Raw genomic sequence first — 25,298 nt, 5'->3', positions numbered from 1 at the left:
TTACGCACCACCCCGTCAGTAGCTGAACAGGAGGGACAGCTGATAGAAACAGAAGCCACTGGAGCACCTCAAAAACACCATCATACACTAAATCAGTAAGTTGGCAGCATCACCGGGGGAAGTAACACGAGGTTGGTTATTTTTCTTCGCTGATGTGGTAGCCACCGCCCAGCGCCGAGGTCAGCTGGATGCTGGCATCGATCCACTGGCCGTGCAGGCGTAACGCGTTGACGCGCTCCTGCAGAGCGGGCAATTTCGCAAGGCTAACTTTAGAACCCGGAATAATCCCGGCGTTCATCCGCGCCTGCGCCAACGTCACCACACGCTGTGCGTCTTTTTCAACCTGCTGTTGCTGCTGGTTTTTCTCCATCAGCGTTTCAACCTGGCTGGCAGTTTTCGCCACCTGATTTACCGCATCCACCACCGCTTTATTATATTTAGCGATGGAGAGATTGCTCTGCGCATTAGCGATATCAAGGTTAGCGTTCAGACGGCCGCTATCGAAGATAGGTAGCGTCAGCCCGGCGGTCACGCCCATCTGGTTGGCCGAGCTACGGAACAGATCGCTTAAGTGCAGGGCATCCTGTTGCAGGAAGGCCATCAGGTTGATGTCCGGGTAGAACGCCGCTTTCGCCGCGTCGACCTCACTCAGCGACGCTTCGATATACCAGTGCGCTTCCTGCAGATCCGGACGGCGCGCCAGCAGGTCGTAGCCTAAGCGAGCCGGCATTTTGCTGGCAACCGCTGGCAGGTCGACCTTACGCAGGTTCAGCGACTGGCTCTGGCTGTTGGTCAGCGCCATCAGCCGCGCCTCAATCTCTTTCATATTGCCAGCCACGTCGGTCAACTGCTGGTCGGTTTTGCTGACGTTAATATCGTTCTCAGCCCCTTCGGCGGAGTTGGTCAGCCCGTGCTGGTACAGCTCGGTATCCACGGTCACGATATTATTTTGTTCGCTTTTCACCTGCTCTAACACGTCGCGAATCGCGGCTTCGGTTTGCCACTGCCAGTACAAACGCGCCACGCTGCTGGAGAGCAGTTCCTGGGTTTGCGCCCGCTCGGCAACCTGCGCCTTCACTTCACCGATGCGCGCCTTCACCTGCGCGCGGTTTTTACCCCACAGGTCAAGATCCCATCCGGCGGTCAGGCCGAACGTACCGTTGGTGTACCACGGGCCGGTATTGCCGTCAGCGTCGGTGGCAAACGGCCCCATCAGGCCTTCTGCGGACATTTTCTGGCGTTCAAGATTCCCGCCGAAATCCACTTCCGGGCCCAGCGACGACTTCGACATCCGCGCCTGCGCTTCGGCCAGTTTGATGCGCTGATCGGCAATCTGCATATCCGGCGCATTCGCCAGCGCGCGGGTAATTAGGCTGTTCAGCTGTGCATCGTGATAGCCCTGCCACCAGTTACTCTGCGGCCAACCGTTTTGCAACGCCGCAGGGAGTTCCGTTGAAACGTTCGAGGCCGGAACCTGCTGTTTAACAGGACTACCAATATCATGCGAAGGTGCACAGCCAGCCAGCGCGATGAGCAGGGGTAAACCAGTCAGCACGCTTTTTTTCAGAGTTAAGTTCATTTGAGAGGTCAGGTTACAAAAGAAGGAGGTTTATATTAATTTAAATGCAGCCAATCCTTTTAGTAAAGCGTGTGGGAACATAATTTGACATACTTAGTGACAGTCAAAAATGATTAAATTTCATGGAGTAGAAATGAGTCAGAATATTTATGACAACCCTGATTTCTTCGCCGGGTACGCCACGCTTGATCGTTCGGTTAGAGGGCTCGACGGTGCGCCGGAATGGGCCACTATTGTGCACATGATGCCCGCGCTGGCCGGTCAGCGGGTGGTGGATCTTGGCTGTGGCTACGGCTGGTTTTGCCGCTGGGCGCGCGACCAGGGCGCCGCTAAGGTGACCGGGCTGGATCTCTCCAGCCTCATGCTGGAACGGGCGCGAGAGATGACCCACGACGCGGGGATTGAATACCGCTGCGAAGATTTACAAACCCTCGCGCTTGCCGCCAATAGCTGCGACGTGGTTTACAGCTCGCTGGCGCTGCACTATTTGCCCGATATCGCCCCGCTACTCGCCTGCGTTTATCAGGCTTTGACGCCGGGCGGCACGCTGCTGTTTTCCGCCGAGCATCCTATCTATACCGCCCCGCTCAAGCAGGGCTGGCAGGAAGATGCACAGGGACAGAAAAGCTGGCCGGTCAGCCATTATCAGCAGGAAGGCGAGCGCATCAGCAATTGGTTTGCCGACGGCGTGAAGAAACAGCACCGGACGCTTGGCAGTTGGATCAACGCGCTGGTCGCCGCCGGTTTTGTCATTGAATGCCTCAACGAATGGGGACCAACCGCAGAACAGATTGCCGCCAACCCGGCGCTGGATGAAGAGAAAGAACGGCCGATGATTTTTATTCTGCGCGCGCGTAAGCCGGTGTGAGTTGGGTGAGTGCCGGATGGCGGCTACGCCTTATCCGGCACTCACCGATGCTTACGCTTTCAAGCTCGCGCCGTTGGTCGCAATCACCTCTTTATACCAATCGAAGCTCTTCTTCTTGCTGCGCGCCAGCGTTCCGGTGCCGTCGTCGTGGCGATCCACATAGATAAATCCGTAGCGCTTGGAGAGCTCCGCCTTCGAGGCGCTGACCAGGTCAATCGGCCCCCAGCTGGTAAAGCCCATCAGCTCAACGCCGTCTTCAATCGCTTCCCGCGCCTGCACCAGATGGTCATTCAGGTAGCTGATACGGTAGTCATCGTTGATGCTGCCGTCAGCTTCCACTTTGTCCTTCGCACCGAGGCCGTTTTCAACGATAAACAGCGGCTTCTGGTAGCGATCCCACAGCACGTTCAGCAGCGTGCGCAGCCCCAGCGGGTCAATCTGCCAGCCCCACTCCGAGCTTTCCAGATGTGGATTCGGCACCATATTGAGGATATTGCCGCGCGCTTTCTGGTTCAGCGCTTCGTCGGCGGTCACGCAGCCGGTCATGTAGTAGCTAAACGAGATAAAGTCGACGGTCGATTTCAGCGCGTCACGGTCGGCGTCGGTAATCTCCAGCGCAAAACCGTTATCACGGAAATAGCGCAGCATATAGCCCGGATACGCTCCGCGCGCCTGCACGTCGCCGAAGAACTGCCAGCCGCGGTTCTCCTGCAGGGTTTTGAACACATCTTCCGGCTTGCAGCTTAGCGGGTACATCAGGCCGCCCAGCAGCATGTTGCCAATTTTCCCTTCCGGCACAATCTCATGGCAGGCTTTCACCGCCAGCGCGCTCGCCACCAGCTGATGGTGAATGGCCTGATACACTTCCGCTTTGCTGCTATCCCCCGGCAGGCCTACGCCGGTCATCGGCGCGTGCAGCGACATGTTGATTTCGTTAAAGGTCAGCCACAGTTTGACCTTGCCTTTGTAGCGCTCAAACACCGTACGGGCATAATGCTCGAAGAAGCCAATCACCTTGCGGTTGCCCCAGCCGCCGTAGTTTTTCACCAGCGCCCACGGCATTTCATAGTGGGAGAGCGTGACCAGCGGCGTAATGTGATGTTTAGCCATCTCGTCAAACAGCTTGTCGTAAAAGGCCAGACCGGCCTCATTTGGCTCGGCGTCGTCACCGTTCGGGAAGATACGCGTCCAGGCAATCGACACGCGCAGGCAGTTAAAACCCATCTCGGCGAACAGCGCGATATCGTCCGGGTAGCGGTGATAGAAGTCGATGGCGATATCTTTTAAGCCGGTGTCGCCCGGTACGCGTTCAACGACGTCGCCAAAAACGCCGTGCGGCTGCACGTCGGAGGTGGATAACCCTTTGCCATCCTCAAGAAAGGCGCCTTCAACCTGGTTCGCTGCGGTCGCGCCGCCCCAATAAAACGTCTGTGGGAATGCTTTCATCTCTCTCTCCTGTGATTAATGCGTAATGGACAACAGCGGCTGACCGGCGCTGACTGCGCTGCCGGCAACGATCTCCAGCTCCGGATAATCATCGCTGTTGCTGATAATAATGGGGGTCGCCAGGTCGTAACCGGCGTCCAGAATGGCCTGGCGGTCGAAAGTGAGCAGCAGATCGCCCGCCCGCACCTTGTCGCCCTCTTTCACATGGGCGGTAAACGGCGCGCCGTCCAGCTTGACGGTATCAATACCAACGTGGATCAGCAGTTCAATGCCGCTGTCGCTCTCAAGACCGATGGCGTGTTTGGTTTGAAAAATCGAGGCGACTTCGCCGTTAAAGGGGGCAATCACTTTGCCTTCCGCCGGAATCATCGCCACGCCTTTACCCAACAGGCCGCTGGCGAAGGTGGTATCCGGGACATTTTCCAGCGCCAGCACGCTGCCGGTCATCGGTGCCAGCACGTCGTTATCCGCGGCTTTTGCCACCACTGTGGCCTCTGCGGCTTTGCGCGGCATCCCAAAGAAGAAGGTCAGCGAGCCGGAGAGGATAAAGGCCACCGCCGTACCAATAAGCCCGCCCCATACGCTGGCATCAATACCGCTTGCCGGGATCATCTGCGCCGGGAAGAAGATATTCGGCAGGCCAAACGAGTAGGTCGCGCTGTTGCTGAAGGCGGTAATCGCGCCACCGAGGGCACCTGAGACGCAGCCAAAGATAAACGGGCGACGCAGCGGCAGCGTTAGGCCATAAATCGCCGGTTCGGTGATACCAAAAAGCCCGGCAGAAAACGCAGAGCCCGCCAGCACTTTCTGGCGCGCATCACGAGTGGCGAGGAAAATTCCCAGCACCGCCCCCACCTGCGCCAGCACCGCCGGCAGAATAATCGGCAGCATCGAGTCGTGGCCCAGCACGTTCAGGTTGTTGATCATCAGAGGCACCAGCCCCCAGTGCAGGCCGAAGATAACGCAGACCTGCCACAGCCCGCCCAGTGCGGCCCCCGCCAGCCACGGCGCAACGACGTAAACCGCCTGGTAACCGTTCGCCAGCATCACGCTAAGCCAGGTGGCGATTGGCCCGATAACCAGAAACGTCAGCGGCACCACAATGGCAAGGCAGATAGCCGGGGTAAAAAAGTTCTTCATCGCCGACGGCAGCAACGCGTTGCTGCGCCGCTCAATCCAGCAGCACACCCAGGAAGCAAGGATGATAGGGATAACCGAGGAGCTGTAGTTGATAAAGGTGACGGGGATGCCGAGGAAATACTCCGCCGTGGCACCCGGTAACTGCCCCGCCTCAAAGGCCTGAATCATCAGTGGGTGGGTCAGCGCGCCGCCGATCACCATCGTAATAAACGGGTTACCACCAAACTTTTTCCCGGCGGTGTAGCCGAGGAACAGCGGGAAAAAGAAGAACAGCGCGTCGCTTGCCGCAAACCAGATTTTGTAGGTCGCCTGTTCGGTGTTCAGCCAGCCGCACACTACTGCCAGCGCCAGCAACCCTTTCAACAGACCGGTGGCCGCCATCACGCCGATAAACGGCGCAAAAATACCGGACACCACGTCGATAACCTGGCCCAGCACTAAAGTTTTTTCGCCTTTGACCGCGACCGGTTCGCTATCGTCGGTAATACCTGCCGCCTCGCGCACCGCCAGCCAGACGTCGTGGACGTGGTTGCCGATCACTACCTGAAACTGACCACCGCTCTCAACCACCATAATCACGCCGGGGTTCGCCTTCAGCGCCTCAGCGTCAGCTTTGCTGCTGTCTTTAAGCTTAAAACGCAGCCGGGTAGCGCAGTGAACCAGACTCACCATATTCTCTTTACCGCCCACGTGGCGGAGAATATCCTGCGCAAGTTCATGATATTTCATACCAAATTCCTTGACCGAGTATAAAAACAAAAAAACCCGAGAACGACGCCAGATGGCACCGCGCTCGGGTTTTGCCTGCGTTATGCAGTAACAATCCCATTGTATTGGGGGATTAACGCCCCTCTTTTCTCACCCGTTCAATATGAATGGCGAGAAACATAATCTCTTCCGTCGTCAACGGCCGCTGATAGCTGTTTTGCAGATGCAAACCGACGGTTTCCGCACACTTCCACGCTTTGGCGTAGTTGTCCTTCACCGCGCTATGCAGTTCGGCGTCATCGTCTTCCACCACCGTTCGCGTCAGCATTCGCTGGGCGAAAAATTTCAGGTGGGTCACGAAGCGCTGATAGCTTAGCGACTCTTCGTTGTACTCCAGACGCAGCTGGTACTTCACCAGCTGCAAAATTTCCTGCATCACCCGGGTGACGTGCATCACTTCCGGCATTTCGCTGTTGAGCTGCGCCGTGACCAGATGCAGGGCGATAAATCCGGCTTCATCCTCCGCCAGCGCCACGCCGAGCCGCTTTTCAATCAGCGCTCGCGCCTCCTGCCCCAGCGCAAACTCTTTCGGGTAGAGCCGCTTTATCTCCCACAACAGCACGTTACGCAGCGCTACGCCCTTTTTCTGCCGCTCAATGGCGAAGTGGCAATGGTCGGTCAGGGTGATGTAAACGCTCTCCTGCAGCCTGCCGAGCCGCTCGCGCGCCCGTTCGATAATCCGGTCGCAGGTGGTCATCACCTCAAGCGGGATCTGACTGAGTAATTCACCTAAACGCCCTACCAGCTCATCGCTTTGCAGGGCAAAAATTTTCTCGATTTTCGTCTCATCCAGTGAGTCGCCGACGCGTTTCTGAAAGGCTAGCCCTCGCCCCATCACTACCTGCTCACGCCGGTGTTCATCCAGAACCACCACCACATTATTATTAAGTACTTTGGCGATTTGCATTTATGAACCCCAGAAACAAAAAAACCTGACTTCTGACAGGAGCCAGATAATCAGGTTTTGCCTGCCGAAGCAGTAACAATCGTTCAGGAGTATTTCACTTTCACGTAGTGAAGCTCAATGAAGCAAAGAAAAATTTGTGATGGAGATCTGATACTTTATACGCGCCAGTCGGTAATCGCCCGCGCAATCAGCTTCGACTCCTGCAGTGCGCGCACGGCGCTAAACAGTTCACTAGCCTCATCATACTCTTTACGCAGGTAGCCAAGCCACTGCTTAATACGCGCCACATGATACAACCCGGTATCCCCCTGTTTTTCCAGGAGAACATATTTTTTCAGTAAATCCACCACCTGCGGCCACGGCAGGCGTGGCTCGTTGTATTTGATAACCCGGCTGAGGTTCGGCACGTTCAGTGCGCCGCGGCCAATCATCACCGCATCGCAGCCGGTGACGGCCATACACGCCTGCGCGCTGTCGTAGTCCCAGATTTCACCGTTGGCGATAACCGGGATGGTGAGCCGCTGGCGAATCTCGGCGATCGCCTGCCAGTTGATACGCTCGGCCTTGTAGCCATCCTCTTTGGTGCGCCCGTGGACAGCCAACTCGGTAGCCCCCGCCTGCTGCACCGCATCGGCAATTTCAAACTGTCGCGCCCCGCTGTCCCAGCCCAGACGCACTTTTACCGTCACCGGCAGATGCGCTGGCACCGCTTCACGCATCGCTTTCGCACCCTGGTAGATAAGCTCCGGATCTTTTAGCAACGTCGCCCCACCGCCGCTGCCGTTTACCGTTTTCGACGGGCAGCCGCAGTTGAGGTCTACGCCCCAGGAACCTAGCGCCACCGCGCGGGCGGCGTTCTCCGCCAGCCACTCGGGGTATTGCCCTAATAGCTGAATACGCACGCGGGTACCGGAAGGTGTGCGGCTTTGGTTATGCAGTTCGGGACATAGCTTGTAGAACGATTTTTCCGGCAATAGCTGGTCCACCACGCGCAGAAATTCGGTGATGCACAGATCGTAATCATTCACTTCGGTCAGCAGCTCGCGCACGAGCGAGTCGAGCACGCCTTCCATCGGTGCCAGTAAAACACGCATATCGTTATCCGGAAAAAAAAGAGGCGCTATGGTAACGTCTTAGTATGCCGCTTTCCACTGCCAGTCAACACACCAGGAGGTGAATGATGAATTCAAGGGATATTACGCTTAAAGCCATCCAGCCGCCGCACGGATTCAGCGACGTACCGCCGGTCACGCTGACCGATGCCACCCTGCTAGAGCGTAAAAATAAACTGCTCGAACGGATGCAGGAAGAACGCTTTGATGCGCTGGTGATTTACGCCGATAAAGAGCACGGCGGTAATTTTGAGTACCTGACCGGCTTTATACCGCGCTTTGAAGAGGGCCTGCTGGTGCTGCATAAATCCGGGCACGCCACCGCCATTCTCGGCAATGAAAACCTGAAGATGGCAGCGCATTCGCGCATTCCGGTGACGTTAAAACACTGCCCGCTGTTCTCGCTGCCTAATCAGCCGATGGATAACGAAAAGCCGCTGGCGCAGCTGTTCAGCGAAACCGGGCTGAGCGCGATGTCTAAAGTGGGGCTGGTCGGCTGGAAGATGTTTACCACCGCCGGGCGCGATAACGCAAAGCTGTTCGACCTGCCGTGGTTTATCGTCGAGGCGATAAAACAGAGCACCCATGCCGATCTGGTCAACGCGGCGCATCTGTTTATTCGCGGTGATAAAGGGGTGAGAACGGTGAATAACGCCAACGAAATTGCCCATTACGAATATGGCGCCAACCTCGCGTCCCGCTGCATGCTGGCGGCGCTGGATGCCGTCGAACCAGGCGTCCGTGAAGTGGATCTGGGCGCGCTGCTCGCCGCCGAAGGGCAGGCACCGTCTGTTGTCACCATCGCCGCAGCCGGACAACGTTTTGAGAAAGCCAACCTCTACCCTTCATGGAAAAAGGTCGAGCGCGGCCAGCCGCTGTCGATGACCACCGGGTTTAAAGGCGGGCTCTCCAGCCGCACCGGGTTTGTGATTGCTGAGGAGAGCGAGTTGCCGGAGAACCAGCGTGATTATCTGGACCGCGTGGTGAAGCCCTATTTTGGCGCGGTGGCGACGTGGCTTGAGAATATTAAGGTCGGGATGCAGGGCGGTGAGCTTTATGATTTAGTCGAGCGCGTGCTACCAAAAGCACAGTACGGCTGGCACCTTAACCCAGGGCACCTGAGCGCGGATGAAGAGTGGATGTCGTCACCGGTCTATTCAGGCTCAAGCGAGACGCTGAAAAGCGGCATGGTGATGCAGATTGATATTATTCCGTCGGTACCGGGGTATACGGGCACCAGCGCGGAAGAGAGCATTGCCCTGGCCGACACGACGTTACGCCAGCAGATAGCGCAGGCGTATCCAGCGCTGTGGGCGCGCATCGAGGCGCGGCGGGCGTATATTCGCGAGACGTTGAATATTGCGTTGAGCGATGACGTGTTGCCGCTATCTAACACCGTGGGGTATCTGCGGCCGTTTATGTTAGCCAAAGATAAGGCGCTGGTGGGGTAGTGCGGTGATATTCCCGGCGGCGCTTTGCCTGGCCGGGCTACAAACCCTGCTCCATTCGGTCCCCTCGCCCCTTTGGGGAGAGGGCTAGGGTGAGGGGCATAGGCGCACCGACCCTCACCCCGCCCCTCTCCCTTAAGAAGGGAGAGGGAGCACATGGTGCCAACCGCTATTACCGCGGTTGCAGACAGTTATCTTCTTTCCAGCCGTACAACCACTCGATGCCGCGATAGAACTCTTCCTGGGTTTTGCCTTTCCACAGCAGGTTACGCACCTGACGCTCTACCCCAGCCGCATGATACAGACGCCCCATTTCACGGGTAGACCAGACGATACGCGCGGTGCGCGGAATACGCACCGACTCGTACAGCGCAAACGCGCTGGCGGCATCGCCGTCGCACTGGGTCAGCGCCTTACCGAGCGTCACCGCATCTTCAAGCGCCATGCACGCCCCCTGGGCCATATACTGCGCGACCGGGTGAGCGGAGTCGCCCACCAGCGTAATTCTGTCGTTGCCCCACTTCTCTACCGGCTCGCGGTCAGCGGTCGACCAGCGACGCCAGGAGGTGGGCTTATCCAGCATCTGGCGCGGACGTGGGTGAATGCCTTTAAAATACGACATGACCTCTTCTTTACTGCCATCACGTACGCCCCACTGCTCGGTTTCGCGGCTGTGGAAGGTCACCACCAGGTTGTACTGCTTACCGCCGCGCAGCGGATAGTGCACCAGGTGGCAGTGTGGGCCAGCCCACAGCACCGGCGCGTTGATACGCAGGTCTTCCGGCATATCGTCGCGTTCCACCACGGCGCGATAGACCACGTGGCCGGTCACGCGCGGCGTGTCGCCGAGCAGGCTCTGGCGCACCACCGATTTCACGCCGTCGCAGCCAATCAGAATATCCGCCGTCCAGCTGTTGCCTTTGTCGTCAAACACGGTGACATCGTCGGCGGTCTGGCGAATATCCACTACGTGGGTAGAGGTACGGTACTTCACGCCCGGGTGCTGCAACGCCGCTTCCCAGACGGTGGCATGAATATCGACGCGGTGGATAACCGCATACGGGCCGCCGAAGTGGTCGCGGAACGCCTGCCCCGTCTCAATGTGAATCACCTCTTCGCCGTTGACCGCATCCATCATGGTGATGTGGTCGGTAAAGACCGCACGCTGACGGGCGACCTCGCCCACGCCGAGGCTGTCGAGCGCGGAAAAGGCGTTCGGCCCGAGCTGGATCCCGGCACCAATCTCGCCAATTTCGTGCGCCTGTTCCAGCAGCATCACCTGGATGCCCTGACGCGCCAGCGACAGCGCGGTGGCCGCGCCACCAATACCGCCGCCGACAATGATTGCACGCGTTACTTTAGCCATGATTCTTCTCCTGTTCTCACTACGCCGGGATCTTATCCTGCTGGTTTTCAGGGGCCGCCGCAATAAACGCCGGCAGCGCCGTACACGCATCAAACACGGCTTTACAGCGTGGGAAACCGCTTAAATCGCAGCCCATACGCTCCGCATTCGCCCACTGCGGCACCAGGCAGCAGTCGGCCAGCGTCGGCGTATCGCCGAAGCAAAATGCCCCTGATTGGCCGCGGCGCAGGAGTTGTTCTACCGCGCTCAGCCCCTGCTGGATCCAGTGTGCATACCAGCGTTTTTTCTCTTCTTCACTCACCTTCAGCTCGTCGCTGAGGTAGCGCAATACGCGCATGTTGTTGATGGGGTGGATGTCGCAACAGATGGCGTACACCACCTCCAGCACGCGCATGCACTGGGGATCGTTCGCCGGAAGCAGCGGCGTCTGCGGGAAATGTCTGTCCAGCCAGTCAATAATCGCCAGCGACTGCCCCAGCGATTCACCCTCGTCGGTGACCAGTGCAGGCACTAATCCCACCGGGTTCAGGCGTCGGTACTCCAGCGCATTCTGCTGGCCGATACGGATGTTGACCCCGACGGTCTGGTGGTCAATGCCCTTCAGCGCCATCGCAATACGTACGCGGTAAGAGGCCGAACTATTAAAAAAACTGTACAGCTTCATCATTCACCTCAAATAATTTTGACCGCGATGGGCGTTAATCCTTCCACATTACCGGTGATGGTTTCGCCCTTCACGACCGCGCCAACGCCTTCCGGCGTGCCGGTGAAGATCAGGTCGCCCGGCTGCAGTTCGAAGAAGCCAGACAGGTAGCTGATGGTCTCTTTCACGTCCCAGATCAGGTGCTGGATATCGCTGCGCTGGCGGTCTTTGCCGTCAACCTGCAGCCAGATTGGCGCGTTATCCAGAGACGGTGCGTCGGCGACTTTATGCAGCGGCGCAATCGGTGCGGACAGGTCAAAGGCTTTGCCGATTTCCCACGGACGGCCCATCTGACGCATCTCCATCTGACGGTCGCGGCGGGTCATGTCCAGCCCGGTTGCGTAGCCCCAGATATACTCTTCAGCTTTCTCCAGCGGGATATCGCTGCCTTTTTTACCAATGGCGACCACCAGCTCGATTTCATAGTGATAGTTGTCGGTCTGCGCCGGGTAGGCGAGGTTCAGGGTTTCGCCAGCGGCAACGGGAACCACGGCATCCGCCGGTTTGCAGAAGAAGAATGGCGGCTCGCGATCCGGATCAAAGCCCATCTCACGGGCGTGGGCGGCATAGTTACGACCCACGCAGTACACGCGGCGCACCGGGAATTTCTCATCGCTGCCAACAACCGGCACGGCAACCGGCGCCTGGGGTTCAAATACGTATTTGCTCATCTTTCTTCTCCTGATTAATAGCGCGCTTCGCGGAACAGTCCCAGGGCTTCCTGGACAGGCCTATCCGAGAAACTGAATAGCACGGTCTCTTCTGGCGTGTTAAAGGACACGCTGTGCCAGGTTGGCACGACAAAAATATCTTTCGCTTTAAAGCTGAAGGTCTGCTCGCCGATGGTCACCTCACCGCTACCTTCCACCACGTGGTAGATGGTGCTGTCGGTGGTGCGCGCCTGACGCGTCTGGAAGCCTTTCGGCAACAGCTGCAGGAAGGCGCCCATCGACGGCATCGGGTAGCCCCCGGTCACCGGGTTGACGTAGCGCATCTTGTAACCATCCCACTCATCGGCATCGCCCATGCGCATCAGCTCATGCAGCGCTTCACGGCTGCGGTCGTAGCGGTAGTTGAAAATCGGCGATGAGTTACCCACCTGATGGCGCAGCGGCAGCATGTTGGCGGCGTAGCGCGGTAGGTAGTCGCCCTCTTTACGGGTGACCGGCTGCTGTTCTTCCGGGTAATCTTCCGCGAAGCCGCAGCCGAGGTAGTTCACCAGCGGCAGGTCGAGGCCGTCGAGCCAGATAACCGGTTCGTCGCCCGGGTTACCGTGGTCGTGCCAGCGCCACTGCGGGGTGAGGATAAAGTCACCGGGGCTCATCTGGGTGCGTTCGCCGTCAACGGCGGTAAACGCGCCGTGGCCTTCTACCACAAAGCGCAGCGCCGACTGGTTATGGCGATGGCTTGGTGCCACCTCACCCGGCATGATCAGCTGCAGGCCCGCGTACAGCGACGAGGTAATCGATGAGTGACCGCGCAGGCCGGGGTTTTCCAGCACCAGCACGCGGCGTACCGCCTCTTTTGCGCCAATCAGCGTGCCGCTTTCCAGCAGCAGCGGGCGAATTTCCTGGTAGTTCCAGTAGGCCGGGGCACAGTTGGCGTTCGGCGTTTTTGGCACCAGGTGATGCAACGATTCCCACAGCGGCGTCAGGTTTTGCCCGGAAATATGCTGGTAGAACTGCTGGCGATCGTGTTTTACGTCCGAGGTCATTATTATTCTCCTTAACTTTTCACCGCGCCCATCACAGGCGACGATTCGGGTACTCGGGAAGATTGGCGTACGACCAGCGTCAGGAGCGTCAGCACCACGGCGCTAATGGCGGCCGGTACGGCAATCACAAAGAACAGGGTGTCGAATGAGAAGTTCATCGCCATCATCACGCCGCCGGAAACGGAGCCGACAATCGCGCCGCAGCGGCCGATAGCGTTTGACCAGCTCACGCCAGTGGCGCGGCTCTGGGTCGGATAAAGCGTGGCGGTCAGTGCATTCAGGCCAACCTGCGAGCCGCTGATGCCGATGCCGGTACCGAAAATCGCCAGCGCCATCATCCACAGGCCGTTTTCGCTCAGGCCAATCATCACAATGCACACCGCCCCCAGCGCATAGCTCACCGCCAGCACCCAGAACGGGTTGAATTTATCCATTAACACGCCGAGCATCAGCGCCCCCAGCGTACCGCCTACCTGGAACGCCGCCGTTACCCACGAGGCGTGCTGGAGATCGATACCGCGATGGTTCAGCAGGGTTGGCATCCAGCTGGAGAGTAAATAGATGATCAGCAGGCTCATAAAGAACACCACCCACAACATCAGCGTGATAGTGAGCTGACGCCCGGCGAACAGCTGGCTGATGCTGCCCTTCTGGGTTGCCGCCGGTTCATCAAGCCAGAACTCGGCGTCGTCATAACGCTCGCCGGTCATGGCGCTCACGGTGCGGCGAATTTCCGCCTGCGGACGCTGACGGCGTACCAGCCAGCGCGGGGATTCCGGCAGCACGGCCAACAGCGCGAAGAACAGCACGATAGGCAAGACGCCGCCCAGCACCAGAATGCCGTGCCAGCCAATCACCGCCACCAGCTGCGCGCTGACGATACCGCCCAGCGCCGAGCCGAGCGTAAAGCCGCAGAACATCAGGGTGACCAGCGCGCCGCGACGGCGGGCCGGCAGGTATTCAGAGGTCATGGTGATGGTATTAGGCATCGCGCCGCCAAGTCCGAGGCCGGTTAAAAAGCGCAGGATGATTAAGGCTTCCAGATTCGGTGAGAACGCCGACAGCAGGTTGAAGAGGCCGAACAGCGCCACGCACCATTCGATAACGCGTTTGCGCCCGAGCCGGTCAGAGAGCGGGCCGCACAGCAAGGCGCCTGCGGTTAACCCCAGCAGACCTGCGCCAAACAGCGGTGCCAGATCGCCTGCAGTTAGCTGCCAGTGGTCGCGAATGGCTGGGGCGATAAAGCCAATCGCGGCGGTATCAAAACCGTCCATCATCACTACCAGAAAACAGCAGATGATGACGCGCCACTGCATCTTGCCGATCGGAGCGACATCGATGAGTGCCTGTAGTTCACGTCGTTGCGTCATAGGGAGGGCCTCGGTATATGCAGGTTATCCACGTCGCCGTTCACGCTTTCGCCAGAACGGCTCAGAGTAAGATGTTTATTTTTTTGCTTTTATGTTGCTATCTTGTGACATGTGAAATGAGTTGTACAATGGCATTTCATGCCTATCCATAACCTGGAGGTTATATCTCATGGCCGATTGGACGCAGAAGCTGAAGCTCCACCATCTGAAGATGCTGGTGGCACTTGGCGAGCAGGGAAACCTAACTCAGGTCGCTAAAATGATGCACATCACCCAACCCGCGCTCTCAAAATGGTTAACCCAGTTTGAAGAGGAACTGGGCATCACGCTTTTTGAGCGTCACAGCAAAGGGCTGCGCGTGTCGGAGGGCGGTAAGCTGCTGCTTCAGCACGCACAGCGGCTGATTAACGACATCGAACGCTCGCAGTTTGAGATGGAGCGTTTTAAACAGGGCGGCCTTGTGGGGAGCCTGAAAATCGGCTGCTCGCCGGTGGCGACCGACTGCGTCTCCCAGGCCATTTTCCCGCTGCTGGCCGAAATGCCAACGCTGCATCTGAATATTGAAGAGAAGGTGATGACCCCGCTGCTGCATGATTTGCAGTCCGGCGTCGTGGACGTGGTGGTTGGGCGTATTGGCGGCCGGGCGCTGGAACTGCCGCTGAATTATGAGGTGCTCTATACCGAACCGGTCTGTTTCGTGGCGCGAACCGACCATCCCCTCGCCCACCGCAGCCGACTGTCGTGGGAGGACCTGGCGTCATGGCGCTGGATAGTCTGGCCTAACGGCACGCCGATTCGCCAAAGCATCGACAACGCCCTGGTGGAAAACGGCGTCATGCTGCCTGAAAATACCATTGAGTCGGCCTCGATGAATGTCAGCGTCAACCTGCTGCAAAGCAGCGATATGATCTCAATTCTGTCACTGCGTCTGGCGGAGCGATACCAGAGCCAGGGCCAGCTCGCCATTCTGGCGCTGCCACGTGTTGAGCAGAAAGGCAGCGTTGGCGTATTCTGGCGCAAATCGAGCACGCCTTCGCTTGCGCTAAGCCGGTTTCTCCACTATTTGTCGCATCCGGTACAAATGGCGGAATAACGCCGGGCAGATGCCTGATGTTCGCGTTATCTATATCAGGTATGCTCAGATTTCATGATGTGATCGGTAGCACATTTCAGGGTTTAATTGTATGATGAATGCATTCCACCAAAGGTGAATCCCATGCTCAAATCGCTGAATTTAATCTGGCAATACCTGCGTGCATTCGTGCTGATTTACGCCTGTCTGTATGCCGGTATTTTTATTTCGTCGCTGCTGCCGATTACCATTCCCGGCAGCATTATCGGCATGCTTATTATGTTTGTGCTGCTGGCGCTGCAAATCCTGCCCGCGAAGTGGGTCAACCCCGGCTGCTACATCCTTATCCGCTATATGGCGCTGCTGTTCGTGCCGATTGGCGTGGGCGTGATGCAGTACTTCTCGCTGCTGAGCGCGCAGTTCGGCCCGGTGGTCGTCTCCTGTACCATCAGTACGTTGGTGGTGCTGGTGGTGGTGAGCTGGAGCTCTCACCTGATTCACGGTGAGCGTAACGTCGTTGGTCGTGAGGGAGCGGATAAATAATGCTGCACTATATCTGGTGGTCTTTACCGCTGACCTTAGTCGTCTTTTTCGCCGCCCGTAAGCTTGCCGCGCGCTTTAAGATGCCGCTGCTTAACCCGCTGCTGGTGTCGATGGTAGTCATTATTCCGTTCCTGCTGCTGACCGATATTCCGTACGATCACTACTTTAAGGGCAGTGAAGTGCTGAACGATCTGCTGCAGCCTGCGGTGGTCGCCCTGGCCTATCCGCTGTATGAACAGCTGCACCAGATCCGCGCCCGCTGGAAATCCATCATTACTATCTGCTTCGTCGGCAGCGCGGTGGCGATGATCACCGGGACGTCGGTAGCGCTGATGATGGGGGCTTCACCGCAAATCGCCGCTTCTATTCTGCCGAAATCGGTGACCACCCCGATTGCGATGGCGGTCAGCGGCAGCATCGGCGGTATTCCGGCCATTAGCGCCGTGTGCGTGATTTACGTCGGTATTCTCGGGGCAGTATTTGGTCATACCCTGCTGAACCTGATGCGGATTACCACCAAAGCCTCACGCGGGCTGTCAATGGGCACCGCCTCGCACGCCCTCGGCACCGCTCGCTGCGCCGAGATGGACTATCAGGAAGGGGCGTTTAGTTCGCTGGCGTTGGTTATCTGCGGCATCATTACCTCGCTGATTGCGCCATTCCTGTTCCCGATTATTCTGTCGGTAGTGGGATAAAACGAGACAAATCACACATTTTTAATTGATGTTACACACGTTGCATTAACAATGAGATATTGATCACTAATCGGGGCGCTTGCGCCCCGTACACTACGATCCCATTACATTGTTATGAGGCACAACGCCATGCATCCACGTTTTCAATCTGCTTTTTCGCAACTGGCGGCAGATCTGCAGACCGCTATCGCTCCCCTGCTAGCCGATCCGCACTTCCCTGCTCTGCTGAGCGCCGAGCAGGTCTCTTCGCTTAAAACGGCGACGGGGCTGGACGAAGACGCGCTCGCTTTCGCGCTCCTGCCGCTGGCAGCAGCCTGCGCCCGTGCCGACCTGTCTCACTTTAACGTGGGCGCTATCGCCCGCGGCGTGAGCGGTACCTGGTACTTTGGCGGCAACATGGAATTCCTCGGTGCCACCATGCAGCAGACCGTGCACGCAGAACAGAGCGCCATCAGCCATGCCTGGCTGCGCGGCGAAAAATCCTTGCAGGCCATTACCGTTAACTACACGCCGTGCGGCCACTGCCGTCAGTTTATGAATGAACTGAACAGCGGGCTGGCGCTGCGTATCAACCTGCCGGGCCGTCAGCCACATACTCTGCAAGACTACCTGCCGGACGCGTTCGGGCCAAAAGACCTCGATATCAAAACCCTGCTGATGGACGAGCAGGATCATGGTTATCCGCTCGAGGGCGATGCGCTGGCGCAGGCTGCCATTCGGGCCGCGAACCACAGCCATACCCCATACAGTAAAGCGCCTTCCGGCGTGGCGCTGGAACTGCGTGACGGTACCATTTTCAGCGGCAGCTATGCGGAAAACGCGGCGTTTAACCCAACGCTGCCACCGCTGCAGGGTGCCCTGAACCTGCTGAGCCTGAACGGTTACGACTACCCGGACATCCAGCGCGCCATTCTGGCCGAACGCGCCGATGCGCCGCTGATTCAATGGGATGCCACCGCCGCTACGCTGAAAGCGCTGGGCTGCCACAATATCGATCGCGTGCTGTTAGGTTAACGATGTCGCCCGGACGAGGCGTAAACACGCCGACTCCGGGGTGACTCGGTACCCCGTCCCGGCGGCGCTTCGCTTAGCCGGGCGACAAAACACCGGTTAATTTCCCCGCAATTAAACGATGGTTTCTTGCTCTTGCCCGACGGGTAAAGTAGCCTGATGTCTCCCTCGTCCACTATTGAGTCAAGTTCATGTTAAAGCGTGTGTTATACAGCCTGTTAGTCCTATGCGGCCTGCTGCTGTTGACCGTGCTGGGTCTTGACCGTTGGATGAGCTGGAAAACCGCCCCTTATATCTACGATGAACTGCAGGATCTCCCCTACCGCCAGGTTGGCGTGGTGCTCGGCACTGCCAAGTATTACCGCACCGGGGTTATCAACCAGTATTATCGTTACCGCATTCAGGGTGCGCTGAACGCCTACAACAGCGGTAAGGTCAACTACCTGCTGTTGAGCGGCGATAACGCGCTGCAAAGCTATAACGAACCGATGACCATGCGTCGCGATCTGATTAAAGCAGGCGTCGATCCTGCGGATATTGTGCTCGACTACGCCGGTTTCCGTACGCTCGACTCCATCGTGCGTACCCGCAAAGTCTTCGACACCAACGATTTCATCATCATCACCCAGCGCTTCCACTGCGAGCGCGCGCTGTTTATCGCCCTGCATATGGGTATTCAGGCGCAGTGCTACGCCGTGCCGTCACCGAAAGATATGTGGAGCGTTCGACTGCGTGAGTTCGGCGCCCGCTTCGGCGCACTGGCCGATCTCTACCTCTTCAAGCGCGAACCGCGTTTCTTAGGCCCGCTGATCCCCATTCCTGCCCAGCAGGAAGTGCCGGAAGGCGCTCAAGGTTATCCGGCGGTGACGCCAGAACAGCTGCTGGAGTTGCAGAAGAAGAAATCCGCCGCTAAAGCTGATGAGTGATATATGTGTCACTAAAAACGTAAAATGTGAATAACGCGTGATATAAGGTACATAAAACAGCAGCTTCGCTCGTCGACTTACCGGAAAGGCTCCAGGCACGCGGCGTACCGGAGGCCATTTTATTGATGCCGTCGATTGGCTTTAAATTTATGACAGACAAACTGACACGGTGGGGGCTGCTATGAGTGCGCAAAACAAAAAAGATGAGATTAAAGCCACCGTCGAACGCTTACGTCAGTCTAATAACGACTTAAATCAGGCGACGGGGATTTATAACGTCACCCGACAGACACCGCTGGTGGAAAAAAAGCGCGTCTCCTCAACGACGGATAAAATCACCACTCAGGAACGTAAAACGGTGATGAATAACCTCATCAGACAGCTACTGCTGGGTGAGATTTCACAGGGCGTCGCACTAAAGCAGTTTCGAATCCACATCATGGGATTAAAACAGGACGCCTACGCCGAACTGGTTTCCGTATCACGCAAAACGCTGTCAGATATTGAAAACGACAAAGGAAATTACTCCGTCGAGGTGATCAATCGAATCTATAAACCCCTCGGTCTACAAATAGGTCTGGTACCGATCGCAAAAAGCCTGCTGACGACGCTGCTTTCATCGGAGTAAACCTCAGCTTCAGATAAATCGATCTAATGAATTCTCATTGCGGTAATTGTTCCTATTTGCATCTTATGTATTCTTGCGATCCCCAATAAACCACACCAATTACCAGGTTATTTGTGAATACTTTCACAGAACCCTCCCCCTCATCCGCTTAGCCTGCCAGTAGTTGTTTCACTTTATTTGCCTTAATTAAACTAATCATTAAGGGAGCAATTATGTCGCAACACGAATACCTGGATGAGCTGATTCCCGCCTTTACGCCGCTATTGGCGATCAAAGAAGCCTCCCGCTGCCTGCTGTGCCACGACGCGCCGTGCAGCCAGTCCTGCCCGGCGGAGACCGACCCGGGCAAGTTCATTCGCTCACTCTATTTCCGCAACGTTAAAGGCGCGGCCGAAACCATTCGGGAAAATAATGCATTAGGGGCGGTGTGTGCACGCGTCTGCCCAACGGAAAAACTGTGCCAACAGGGCTGTTCCCGCTCGGGAATCGATACGCCGATTGATATCGGCCGCCTGCAGCGTTTTATTACCGACTTTGAGCAGCAGACGGCGATGCAGATTTACCAACCGGGCCGCAAGGATAAGGGCAAAGTGGCGATTGTTGGCGCGGGCCCTGCCGGATTACAGGCCAGCGTCACCCTCACCAATCTGGGTTATGACGTGACCCTTTTCGAAAAGGCGGCCCAGCCGGGCGGCTGGTTGCGTCACGGTATTCCTGAATTCCGCCTGCCACAAAAGGTGCTGGATGCAGAGATTGCGCGCATCAGCGAAATGGGCGTGACGATTCTCTGCGGCTGTGAAGTCGGCAAAAACCTGACCCTCGCCGAGCTAAAAGCCGACTACCGCGCCGTGCTGCTGACCGTTGGGATGTCCAAAGGCGCAACGCTACCAATGTTTAACAACGCAGACCCGGTCGAGATTGCCGTCGATTTTCTCCAGCGCACCCGTACCTCTGGCGGCAACATCACCGTACCGCAAAGCGCCCTGATTGTCGGCGGCGGCGACGTGGCAATGGACGTAGCCAGCACGCTGAAAATTCTCGGCTGCTCCTCCGTCACCTGCGTCGCGCGCGAAGAGCTGGCCGACTTCCCGGCAAGCGATAAAGAGTTCACCACTACCCAGGCGCTGGGCGTGTCGATTATCGATGGCTTTACGCCTGTCAGCGTGGCGGGCAACAAAGTCACATTCCAGCACGTCCGCCTGCCCGGCGAGCTAACGCTGACGGCGGAGCGTATTTATCTGGCGGTGGGCCAACGCGCTGAGCTAAATGCCTTTGCGGGCATTCAGGTACAGCGCAACGTCGTGGAAACGCACGACTACCAGACCAGCGATCCTGCGCTGTTCGCCGCGGGCGATATCGTCAAAGGAGATAAAACTGTGGTCTATGCCGTGAAGACCGGGAAAGAAGCCGCTCAGGCCATTCATCACTATTTAGAGGAGGCATGAACATGTTAACCAAAGATCTGTCTGTCACCTTCTGCGGCGTTAAATTCCCTAACCCGTTCTGCCTCTCGTCTTCACCAGTAGGCAACTGTTACGACATGTGCGCCAAGGCCTATGACAGCGGCTGGGGCGGGATCGTGTTTAAAACTATCGGCTTCTTCATTGCCAACGAAGTCTCTCCGCGCTTCGATCATCTGACCAAAGAAGATACCGGGTTTATCGGCTTTAAGAATATGGAGCAGATTGCCGAACACCCGCTGGCGGAAAACCTGGCGGCAATCCGCCAACTCAAACAGGATTATCCCGATAAGGTGCTGATCGCTTCGATCATGGGTGAAAATGAGCAGCAATGGCAGGATCTGGCGAAGCTCGTCGAGGAAGCCGGGGCCGACATGATTGAGTGTAACTTCTCCTGCCCGCAGATGACCTCCCACGCGATGGGCAGCGACGTCGGGCAAAGCCCGGAGCTGGTAGAGAAATACTGCCGGGCGGTGAAGCGCGGCTCCTCTCTGCCGATGCTCGCGAAAATGACGCCGAACATCGGCGATATGTGCGAAGTGGCGCTGGCGGCCAAACGCGGCGGTGCCGACGGTATCGCGACCATCAACACCGTTAAATCTATTACCAATATCGACCTAAACCGTAAAATCGGCATGCCGGTGGTCAACGGTAAATCCAGCGTCTCCGGGTATTCCGGTAAAGCCGTGAAGCCAATTGCGCTGCGCTTCATTCAGCAACTGCGCACGCACCCCGAGCTGAAGGATTTCCCCATCAGCGGGATCGGCGGGATTGAAACCTGGGAAGACGCCGCCGAGTTTTTACTGCTGGGCGCGGCGACGCTGCAGGTTACGACCGGCATCATGCAGTACGGCTACCGTATCGTCGAAGATATGATAAGCGGCCTCTCCCACTACCTTAACGATCAGGGCTTCCATTCGCTTGATGAGATGATTGGTCTCGCCAATCACAACATCGTGCCGGCCGAAGAGCTCGACCGCAGCTACATTGTCTACCCGCATATTAATCAGGAAAAATGTGTCGGCTGCGGCCGCTGCTATATCTCCTGCTATGACGGCGGGCATCAGGCGATGGAGTGGAATGAAGAGACCCGCACACCGCACTGCAATACCGAAAAATGCGTCGGCTGTCTGCTCTGCGGACACGTCTGTCCGGTGGCCTGCATTAGCCTTGGGGAGATAGCCTTTAAACCGGGTGAAACAGCGCATGCGGTGGCGCTTTAACACCTCTCAACGTTGAGCAAGTAACCCGGACGAGGTGCGCAGCACCGACTCCGGGGTTGTTCGGTGGTAAACCCCGGCGGCGCTGCGCTTGGCCGGGCTACAACGTAAAAGCCCGGCATTTCGCCGGGCTTCTTTTTATTGTCACCCCTAAACCACCTCCTAGGGAGGTGGTGATTGATCCTGTAAGGCTATAGCCTGAAGAATGCCCATGCCGGAATATCTCTGCTTACTCACCACAAGTAAAAGGAGACAAACCGACATGGGGCTTTACAGGAGTTCATCACATGTATATTGGCGTTGCAAATACCACATAGTCTGGACGCCAAAGTACCGCTTCAGGATCCTGAAAGATAAGTTGGGTAAGGAACTTTACAGGACAATCTACATTCTCTGTGGAATAAAAGACTGTGAGGTTCTGGAGCTAAATATTCAGCCAGATCATGTACATCTTGTAGTAATCGTCCCACCTAAAATCTCGATATCAACTCTGATGGGGCATCTGAAAGGCCGCAGCGCTATCAGGCTCTACAATCGTTTTCCACATATACGAAAAAAGCTATGGGGTAACCACTTTTGGTCACGTGGATACTTTGTAGATACAGTCGGTGTGAACGAGGAAATTATCAGGCGATATGTGCGGCATCAGGAGAAAACGGAACAAACGCATGAACAGCAGATGGAATTGTTAGAGTAGTAAGCGGGAAGTGACAATAGCCCCCCTTACAGGGGGCATTCTAAAAAGCCACCTTCTAAGAAGGTGGTCTTTTACTTCTTACGTGCGTACTTGAGGGAGTCCAGCGCCACGGCGAAGATAATAATCCCGCCCTTGATGATGTACTGCCAGTACGGGTTCACGCCGATATAGGTCAGGCCGTAGTTGATAACGGTGAAGATAATCACACCGGTCACCACGCCCAGTACGGTACCGACGCCGCCGCTGAATGACACCCCGCCAACCACGCAGGCGGCAATCGCATCCAGTTCATACATAAAGCCGAGGTTGTTGGTTGCCGAGCCGATACGCCCTGCTTCCAGCATCCCGCCGAAGGCATAGAACACGCCGGACAGCGCATAAATCACCAGCAGGTTCAGAGCAACGTTCACGCCGGAAACCTTCGCTGCTTCCGGGTTACCGCCGATAGCGAAGATGTTTTTACCAAAGCGAGTCTTGTTCCACAGGATCCAGACAAAGCCAACGGCAATCAGCGCGTAGAAGGTAATGTACGACAAGCGGAAACTACCCAGCGCGATAAACCCTTGCGTGAATGTCGAGAAGCCGCCGTCGAAGCCAGAAATCGGCGATGCGCCCACGAAGTCGTAGTACAGGGAGTTGATACCGTAAACGATGATCATCGTGCCCAGCGTGGTGATAAACGGCGTCACGTTCAGGTAAGCAATGATAATCCCGTTAATCAGGCCAATCACCGCGCCAATAGCGCAGACAATAATCATTACCACGAAGATTGGCATGGTTGCCATCTCAGGGAAGACCTTGTTGGCGTTCTCCATCGACTGTAACAGCGTCGCTGCAATCACCGCCGCGAGGCCAACCTGGCGACCTGCCGACAGGTCGGTACCCTGGGTAACAATCAGACCCGCCACGCCGAGGGCGATGATAATACGCACAGAAGACTGAGTCAGGATATTACTAAGGTTCAACAAACTTAAGAAAGTCGGGTCCTGGATAATAATAATAGCCAGCAGAACCAAAAGAACAACGTAAATACCGCCATCTTTCAGATAAGTGAGAAAGCTTTTTTTATTTAACGCACTCATGTCGAGCCCCTGAAATTAAAGGTGCAATGACGCAAGACGGAGAATTTCGTTTTGCGTTGCGGTTTTCGTTTCTACAATCCCGGCAACCAGGCCATTACTCATGACAAGGATGCGGTCAGTAATACCCAGCAGCTCTGGCATTTCTGAAGAAATAATAATGATCCCTTTATCTTTCTTCGCCAGTTCGGCGATTAATTGATAAATTTCAAATTTTGCACCAACGTCGATACCACGGGTTGGTTCATCCAGCATCAGGATTTCAGGCTGGGTTAACAGCCAACGTCCAATAATCACTTTCTGCTGGTTACCACCGGATAACGAACCAATTTGCGTGTGATGCCCTGGCGTTTTCACGCGCATCGAGTCGATAACCCATTGGGTGTCGCTCTTCATGCGGGAGTTATCCAGCAGGCCCACTTTGTTTTTATAGCTCTTGATATTCGAGATTAATGAGTTAAATCCAATATCAAGGTAGGCATAAATACCGGTTGAGCGGCGCTCTTCGGTGACCAGCGCAAAACCGTTATTTATCGCTTCGTTGGCGCTATGGTTGTTGATTTTCTTACCGTGCAGGGTAATCGTGCCGCCCGATTTTTCGCGCACGCCGAACAGCGTTTCCACGATATCGGTACGCTTAGCGCCCACCAGCCCGGCGATGCCGAGGATCTCCCCTTTGCGCAGCTGGAACGACACGTCGCGAATCGACGGCTGACGCAGGGACGTCAGGTGCTGCACGTCGAGGATGACTTCGCCCGGCTCGTTCTGCCTGTCCGGGAAACGCTGGTTCAGCGAACGGCCCACCATCATGGCGATGATCTTGTCCATATCCAGCCCTTCCAGCGGCTGGGTGGCAATCCACTGCCCGTCGCGCAGAACGGTGATTTCATCACACAGCTGGAAAATCTCTTCCATCTTGTGCGAGATATAGACGATGCCGCAGCCACGGTCTTTCAGCTTACGGATGATGGTAAACAAGTGGTTTACCTCTTTTTCCGTCAGCGATGACGTTGGCTCATCCATAATCACGATTTTCGCGTTATAGGAGAAGGCTTTAGCAATTTCAATCATCTGCATCTGCGAAACGGACAGCGTACCGACGCGCGCACGCGGGTCGATATCAATATCCAGCTCATCAAAGATGGCTTTAGTATCGCGATACATTTTGTCCTGATCGACAAACATGCCTTTGGTTGGGTAACGACCTAACCACATGTTGTCCATGACCGAGCGTTGTAATACCAGGTTAAGTTCCTGGTGAACCATCGAAATACCATTCTCCAATGCTTCTTTAGCAGAATGGAAATCAATCTCTTTGCCCTGGAAGAGAATACTGCCGGAATCTTTTTGGTAGATCCCAAATAGACATTTTAATAACGTTGATTTGCCCGCACCGTTCTCGCCCATTAATGCATGGATCGAGTGCGGACGAACTTTCAGGTTAACATTATCGAGTGCTTTTACGCCCGGAAATGACTTGTTGATCTGGCTCATTTCCAACAAGAATTCACCAGACGGCTCTCTATTATTGTTGTCCATATATATA

24 protein-coding genes are annotated in these 25,298 nt (G+C 56.4%); 11 read left to right on the top strand and 13 right to left on the bottom strand.

What is annotated here, in order from left to right; translation table 11 throughout:
- Window positions 1-59 (bottom strand): IS1 family transposase (locus FHC49_RS24770; protein ID WP_097491765.1); only part of this gene is annotated, 59 nt, incomplete at its 3' end.
- 77 nt (window positions 60-136) lie between these two features.
- Window positions 137-1,579: a multidrug resistance outer membrane protein MdtQ gene (mdtQ, locus tag FHC49_RS17565; RefSeq protein WP_220440445.1), complete on the bottom strand. Its 1,443-nt coding sequence runs from the start codon at window positions 1,577-1,579 to the stop codon at window positions 137-139.
- Between the two features lie 133 nt (window positions 1,580-1,712).
- Between mdtQ and FHC49_RS17560 the strand changes: the two genes are divergently transcribed.
- Complete coding sequence (locus tag FHC49_RS17560) at window positions 1,713-2,447, top strand: bifunctional 2-polyprenyl-6-hydroxyphenol methylase/3-demethylubiquinol 3-O-methyltransferase UbiG (RefSeq protein WP_185666928.1); 735 nt, start codon at window positions 1,713-1,715, stop codon at window positions 2,445-2,447.
- A gap of 51 nt (window positions 2,448-2,498) precedes the next feature.
- Here the strand turns inward: FHC49_RS17560 and FHC49_RS17555 are convergent, their stop codons facing one another.
- The 4 genes from FHC49_RS17555 to dusC all read right to left on the bottom strand — a co-directional run bounded on the left by FHC49_RS17555 (window position 2,499) and on the right by dusC (window position 7,802).
- Entirely contained in the window at window positions 2,499-3,893 is a 1,395-nt protein-coding gene (locus FHC49_RS17555; protein ID WP_220440444.1) for a glycoside hydrolase family 1 protein, read from the bottom strand.
- A 15-nt stretch (window positions 3,894-3,908) separates the two neighbouring features.
- Window positions 3,909-5,846 (bottom strand): PTS beta-glucoside transporter subunit IIABC, encoded by a 1,938-nt coding sequence (bglF, locus tag FHC49_RS17550; RefSeq protein WP_220440452.1) that lies wholly within the window; start codon window positions 5,844-5,846, stop codon window positions 3,909-3,911.
- A gap of 28 nt (window positions 5,847-5,874) precedes the next feature.
- Window positions 5,875-6,708 carry a transcriptional antiterminator BglG gene (gene bglG, locus FHC49_RS17545; protein WP_185666926.1) on the bottom strand — a complete coding sequence of 278 codons (834 nt, stop codon included), beginning with the start codon at window positions 6,706-6,708 and terminating at the stop codon, window positions 5,875-5,877.
- A gap of 155 nt (window positions 6,709-6,863) precedes the next feature.
- Window positions 6,864-7,802: a tRNA dihydrouridine(16) synthase DusC gene (dusC, locus tag FHC49_RS17540; protein ID WP_220440443.1), complete on the bottom strand. Its 939-nt coding sequence runs from the start codon at window positions 7,800-7,802 to the stop codon at window positions 6,864-6,866.
- Window positions 7,803-7,888: 86 nt separating this feature from the next.
- Between dusC and FHC49_RS17535 the strand changes: the two genes are divergently transcribed.
- Window positions 7,889-9,271, top strand: coding sequence for a Xaa-Pro peptidase family protein (locus tag FHC49_RS17535; RefSeq protein ID WP_220440451.1), 1,383 nt, complete (start codon window positions 7,889-7,891; stop codon window positions 9,269-9,271).
- Between the two features lie 169 nt (window positions 9,272-9,440).
- On the opposite strand, the gene FHC49_RS17530 is transcribed toward FHC49_RS17535, so the two are convergent.
- Genes FHC49_RS17530 through FHC49_RS17510 form a run of 5 tightly spaced genes read right to left on the bottom strand, consistent with a single transcriptional unit; the run spans window position 9,441 to window position 14,421 of the window.
- A complete protein-coding gene (locus tag FHC49_RS17530; protein ID WP_035893422.1) occupies window positions 9,441-10,634 on the bottom strand; it encodes a 3-hydroxybenzoate 6-monooxygenase in 1,194 nt (397 codons plus the stop codon).
- Between the two features lie 19 nt (window positions 10,635-10,653).
- Window positions 10,654-11,298, bottom strand: a complete 645-nt coding sequence (gene maiA, locus FHC49_RS17525) for a maleylacetoacetate isomerase (protein ID WP_220440442.1) — start codon at window positions 11,296-11,298, stop codon at window positions 10,654-10,656.
- Between the two features lie 8 nt (window positions 11,299-11,306).
- Window positions 11,307-12,008 carry a fumarylacetoacetate hydrolase family protein gene (locus FHC49_RS17520; protein WP_185666923.1) on the bottom strand — a complete coding sequence of 234 codons (702 nt, stop codon included), beginning with the start codon at window positions 12,006-12,008 and terminating at the stop codon, window positions 11,307-11,309.
- Window positions 12,009-12,022: 14 nt separating this feature from the next.
- Window positions 12,023-13,051, bottom strand: coding sequence for a gentisate 1,2-dioxygenase (gene gtdA / locus FHC49_RS17515; RefSeq protein ID WP_185666922.1), 1,029 nt, complete (start codon window positions 13,049-13,051; stop codon window positions 12,023-12,025).
- 11 nt (window positions 13,052-13,062) lie between these two features.
- Entirely contained in the window at window positions 13,063-14,421 is a 1,359-nt protein-coding gene (locus FHC49_RS17510) for an aromatic acid/H+ symport family MFS transporter (protein WP_220440441.1), read from the bottom strand.
- 169 nt (window positions 14,422-14,590) lie between these two features.
- Here FHC49_RS17510 and FHC49_RS17505 point away from each other — a divergent pair, with 169 nt between their 5' ends.
- From FHC49_RS17505 to tnpA, 9 genes are all read left to right on the top strand, one after another.
- On the top strand, window positions 14,591-15,514 hold the full coding sequence (locus FHC49_RS17505; RefSeq protein WP_220440440.1) for a LysR substrate-binding domain-containing protein: 924 nt from the start codon (window positions 14,591-14,593) through the stop codon (window positions 15,512-15,514).
- Window positions 15,515-15,637: 123 nt separating this feature from the next.
- Complete coding sequence (locus FHC49_RS17500) at window positions 15,638-16,036, top strand: CidA/LrgA family protein (protein WP_220440439.1); 399 nt, start codon at window positions 15,638-15,640, stop codon at window positions 16,034-16,036.
- Entirely contained in the window at window positions 16,036-16,731 is a 696-nt protein-coding gene (locus FHC49_RS17495; protein ID WP_220440438.1) for a CidB/LrgB family autolysis modulator, read from the top strand. Before FHC49_RS17500 ends, FHC49_RS17495 begins: the two co-directional genes overlap by 1 nt.
- A 129-nt stretch (window positions 16,732-16,860) precedes the next feature.
- The gene (gene cdd, locus FHC49_RS17490) at window positions 16,861-17,745 is read left to right on the top strand and encodes a cytidine deaminase (RefSeq protein WP_220440437.1); all 885 of its coding nucleotides are present in this window, start codon (window positions 16,861-16,863) and stop codon (window positions 17,743-17,745) included.
- Between the two features lie 188 nt (window positions 17,746-17,933).
- Window positions 17,934-18,668: an outer membrane permeability protein SanA gene (sanA, locus tag FHC49_RS17485; RefSeq protein WP_185666916.1), complete on the top strand. Its 735-nt coding sequence runs from the start codon at window positions 17,934-17,936 to the stop codon at window positions 18,666-18,668.
- A 181-nt stretch (window positions 18,669-18,849) separates the two neighbouring features.
- Window positions 18,850-19,296 carry a helix-turn-helix transcriptional regulator gene (locus FHC49_RS17480; protein WP_220440436.1) on the top strand — a complete coding sequence of 149 codons (447 nt, stop codon included), beginning with the start codon at window positions 18,850-18,852 and terminating at the stop codon, window positions 19,294-19,296.
- Window positions 19,297-19,508: 212 nt separating this feature from the next.
- On the top strand, window positions 19,509-20,741 hold the full coding sequence (locus FHC49_RS17475; RefSeq protein ID WP_220440435.1) for an NAD(P)-dependent oxidoreductase: 1,233 nt from the start codon (window positions 19,509-19,511) through the stop codon (window positions 20,739-20,741).
- Between the two features lie 2 nt (window positions 20,742-20,743).
- Entirely contained in the window at window positions 20,744-21,979 is a 1,236-nt protein-coding gene (gene preA, locus FHC49_RS17470; protein WP_185666913.1) for an NAD-dependent dihydropyrimidine dehydrogenase subunit PreA, read from the top strand.
- 259 nt (window positions 21,980-22,238) lie between these two features.
- A complete protein-coding gene (gene tnpA / locus FHC49_RS17465; protein ID WP_061379590.1) occupies window positions 22,239-22,673 on the top strand; it encodes an IS200/IS605 family transposase in 435 nt (144 codons plus the stop codon).
- Window positions 22,674-22,744: 71 nt separating this feature from the next.
- Here tnpA and mglC read toward each other — a convergent pair whose 3' ends face one another.
- Window positions 22,745-23,755 (bottom strand): galactose/methyl galactoside ABC transporter permease MglC, encoded by a 1,011-nt coding sequence (mglC, locus tag FHC49_RS17460; RefSeq protein WP_220440434.1) that lies wholly within the window; start codon window positions 23,753-23,755, stop codon window positions 22,745-22,747.
- A 15-nt stretch (window positions 23,756-23,770) separates the two neighbouring features.
- Window positions 23,771-25,291: a galactose/methyl galactoside ABC transporter ATP-binding protein MglA gene (gene mglA, locus FHC49_RS17455; RefSeq protein WP_185666911.1), complete on the bottom strand. Its 1,521-nt coding sequence runs from the start codon at window positions 25,289-25,291 to the stop codon at window positions 23,771-23,773.
- Between the last annotated feature and the right edge of the window lie 7 nt (window positions 25,292-25,298).

This window comes from Kluyvera sp. EC_51, from assembly GCF_019584505.1.
In the GTDB taxonomy this organism is placed as follows: domain Bacteria; phylum Pseudomonadota; class Gammaproteobacteria; order Enterobacterales; family Enterobacteriaceae; genus Kluyvera; species Kluyvera sichuanensis.
This window is presented reverse-complemented; position numbering and strand designations above follow the sequence as displayed.

What these genes read in the sequence shown, in the direction of transcription:
- mdtQ (WP_220440445.1), bottom strand. Translation starts at nt 1,579, where the DNA reads ATGAACTTAACTCTGAAAAAAAGCGTGCTGACTGGTTTACCCCTGCTC.
- FHC49_RS17560 (WP_185666928.1), top strand. Translation starts at nt 1,713, where the DNA reads ATGAGTCAGAATATTTATGACAACCCTGATTTCTTCGCCGGGTACGCC.
- FHC49_RS17555 (WP_220440444.1), bottom strand. Translation starts at nt 3,893, where the DNA reads ATGAAAGCATTCCCACAGACGTTTTATTGGGGCGGCGCGACCGCAGCG.
- bglG (WP_185666926.1), bottom strand. Translation starts at nt 6,708, where the DNA reads ATGCAAATCGCCAAAGTACTTAATAATAATGTGGTGGTGGTTCTGGAT.
- dusC (WP_220440443.1), bottom strand. Translation starts at nt 7,802, where the DNA reads ATGCGTGTTTTACTGGCACCGATGGAAGGCGTGCTCGACTCGCTCGTG.
- FHC49_RS17535 (WP_220440451.1), top strand. Translation starts at nt 7,889, where the DNA reads ATGAATTCAAGGGATATTACGCTTAAAGCCATCCAGCCGCCGCACGGA.
- FHC49_RS17530 (WP_035893422.1), bottom strand. Translation starts at nt 10,634, where the DNA reads ATGGCTAAAGTAACGCGTGCAATCATTGTCGGCGGCGGTATTGGTGGC.
- maiA (WP_220440442.1), bottom strand. Translation starts at nt 11,298, where the DNA reads ATGAAGCTGTACAGTTTTTTTAATAGTTCGGCCTCTTACCGCGTACGT.
- FHC49_RS17520 (WP_185666923.1), bottom strand. Translation starts at nt 12,008, where the DNA reads ATGAGCAAATACGTATTTGAACCCCAGGCGCCGGTTGCCGTGCCGGTT.
- gtdA (WP_185666922.1), bottom strand. Translation starts at nt 13,051, where the DNA reads ATGACCTCGGACGTAAAACACGATCGCCAGCAGTTCTACCAGCATATT.
- FHC49_RS17510 (WP_220440441.1), bottom strand. Translation starts at nt 14,421, where the DNA reads ATGACGCAACGACGTGAACTACAGGCACTCATCGATGTCGCTCCGATC.
- FHC49_RS17505 (WP_220440440.1), top strand. Translation starts at nt 14,591, where the DNA reads ATGGCCGATTGGACGCAGAAGCTGAAGCTCCACCATCTGAAGATGCTG.
- FHC49_RS17500 (WP_220440439.1), top strand. Translation starts at nt 15,638, where the DNA reads ATGCTCAAATCGCTGAATTTAATCTGGCAATACCTGCGTGCATTCGTG.
- FHC49_RS17495 (WP_220440438.1), top strand. Translation starts at nt 16,036, where the DNA reads ATGCTGCACTATATCTGGTGGTCTTTACCGCTGACCTTAGTCGTCTTT.
- cdd (WP_220440437.1), top strand. Translation starts at nt 16,861, where the DNA reads ATGCATCCACGTTTTCAATCTGCTTTTTCGCAACTGGCGGCAGATCTG.
- sanA (WP_185666916.1), top strand. Translation starts at nt 17,934, where the DNA reads ATGTTAAAGCGTGTGTTATACAGCCTGTTAGTCCTATGCGGCCTGCTG.
- FHC49_RS17480 (WP_220440436.1), top strand. Translation starts at nt 18,850, where the DNA reads ATGAGTGCGCAAAACAAAAAAGATGAGATTAAAGCCACCGTCGAACGC.
- FHC49_RS17475 (WP_220440435.1), top strand. Translation starts at nt 19,509, where the DNA reads ATGTCGCAACACGAATACCTGGATGAGCTGATTCCCGCCTTTACGCCG.
- preA (WP_185666913.1), top strand. Translation starts at nt 20,744, where the DNA reads ATGTTAACCAAAGATCTGTCTGTCACCTTCTGCGGCGTTAAATTCCCT.
- tnpA (WP_061379590.1), top strand. Translation starts at nt 22,239, where the DNA reads ATGGGGCTTTACAGGAGTTCATCACATGTATATTGGCGTTGCAAATAC.
- mglC (WP_220440434.1), bottom strand. Translation starts at nt 23,755, where the DNA reads ATGAGTGCGTTAAATAAAAAAAGCTTTCTCACTTATCTGAAAGATGGC.
- mglA (WP_185666911.1), bottom strand. Translation starts at nt 25,291, where the DNA reads ATGGACAACAATAATAGAGAGCCGTCTGGTGAATTCTTGTTGGAAATG.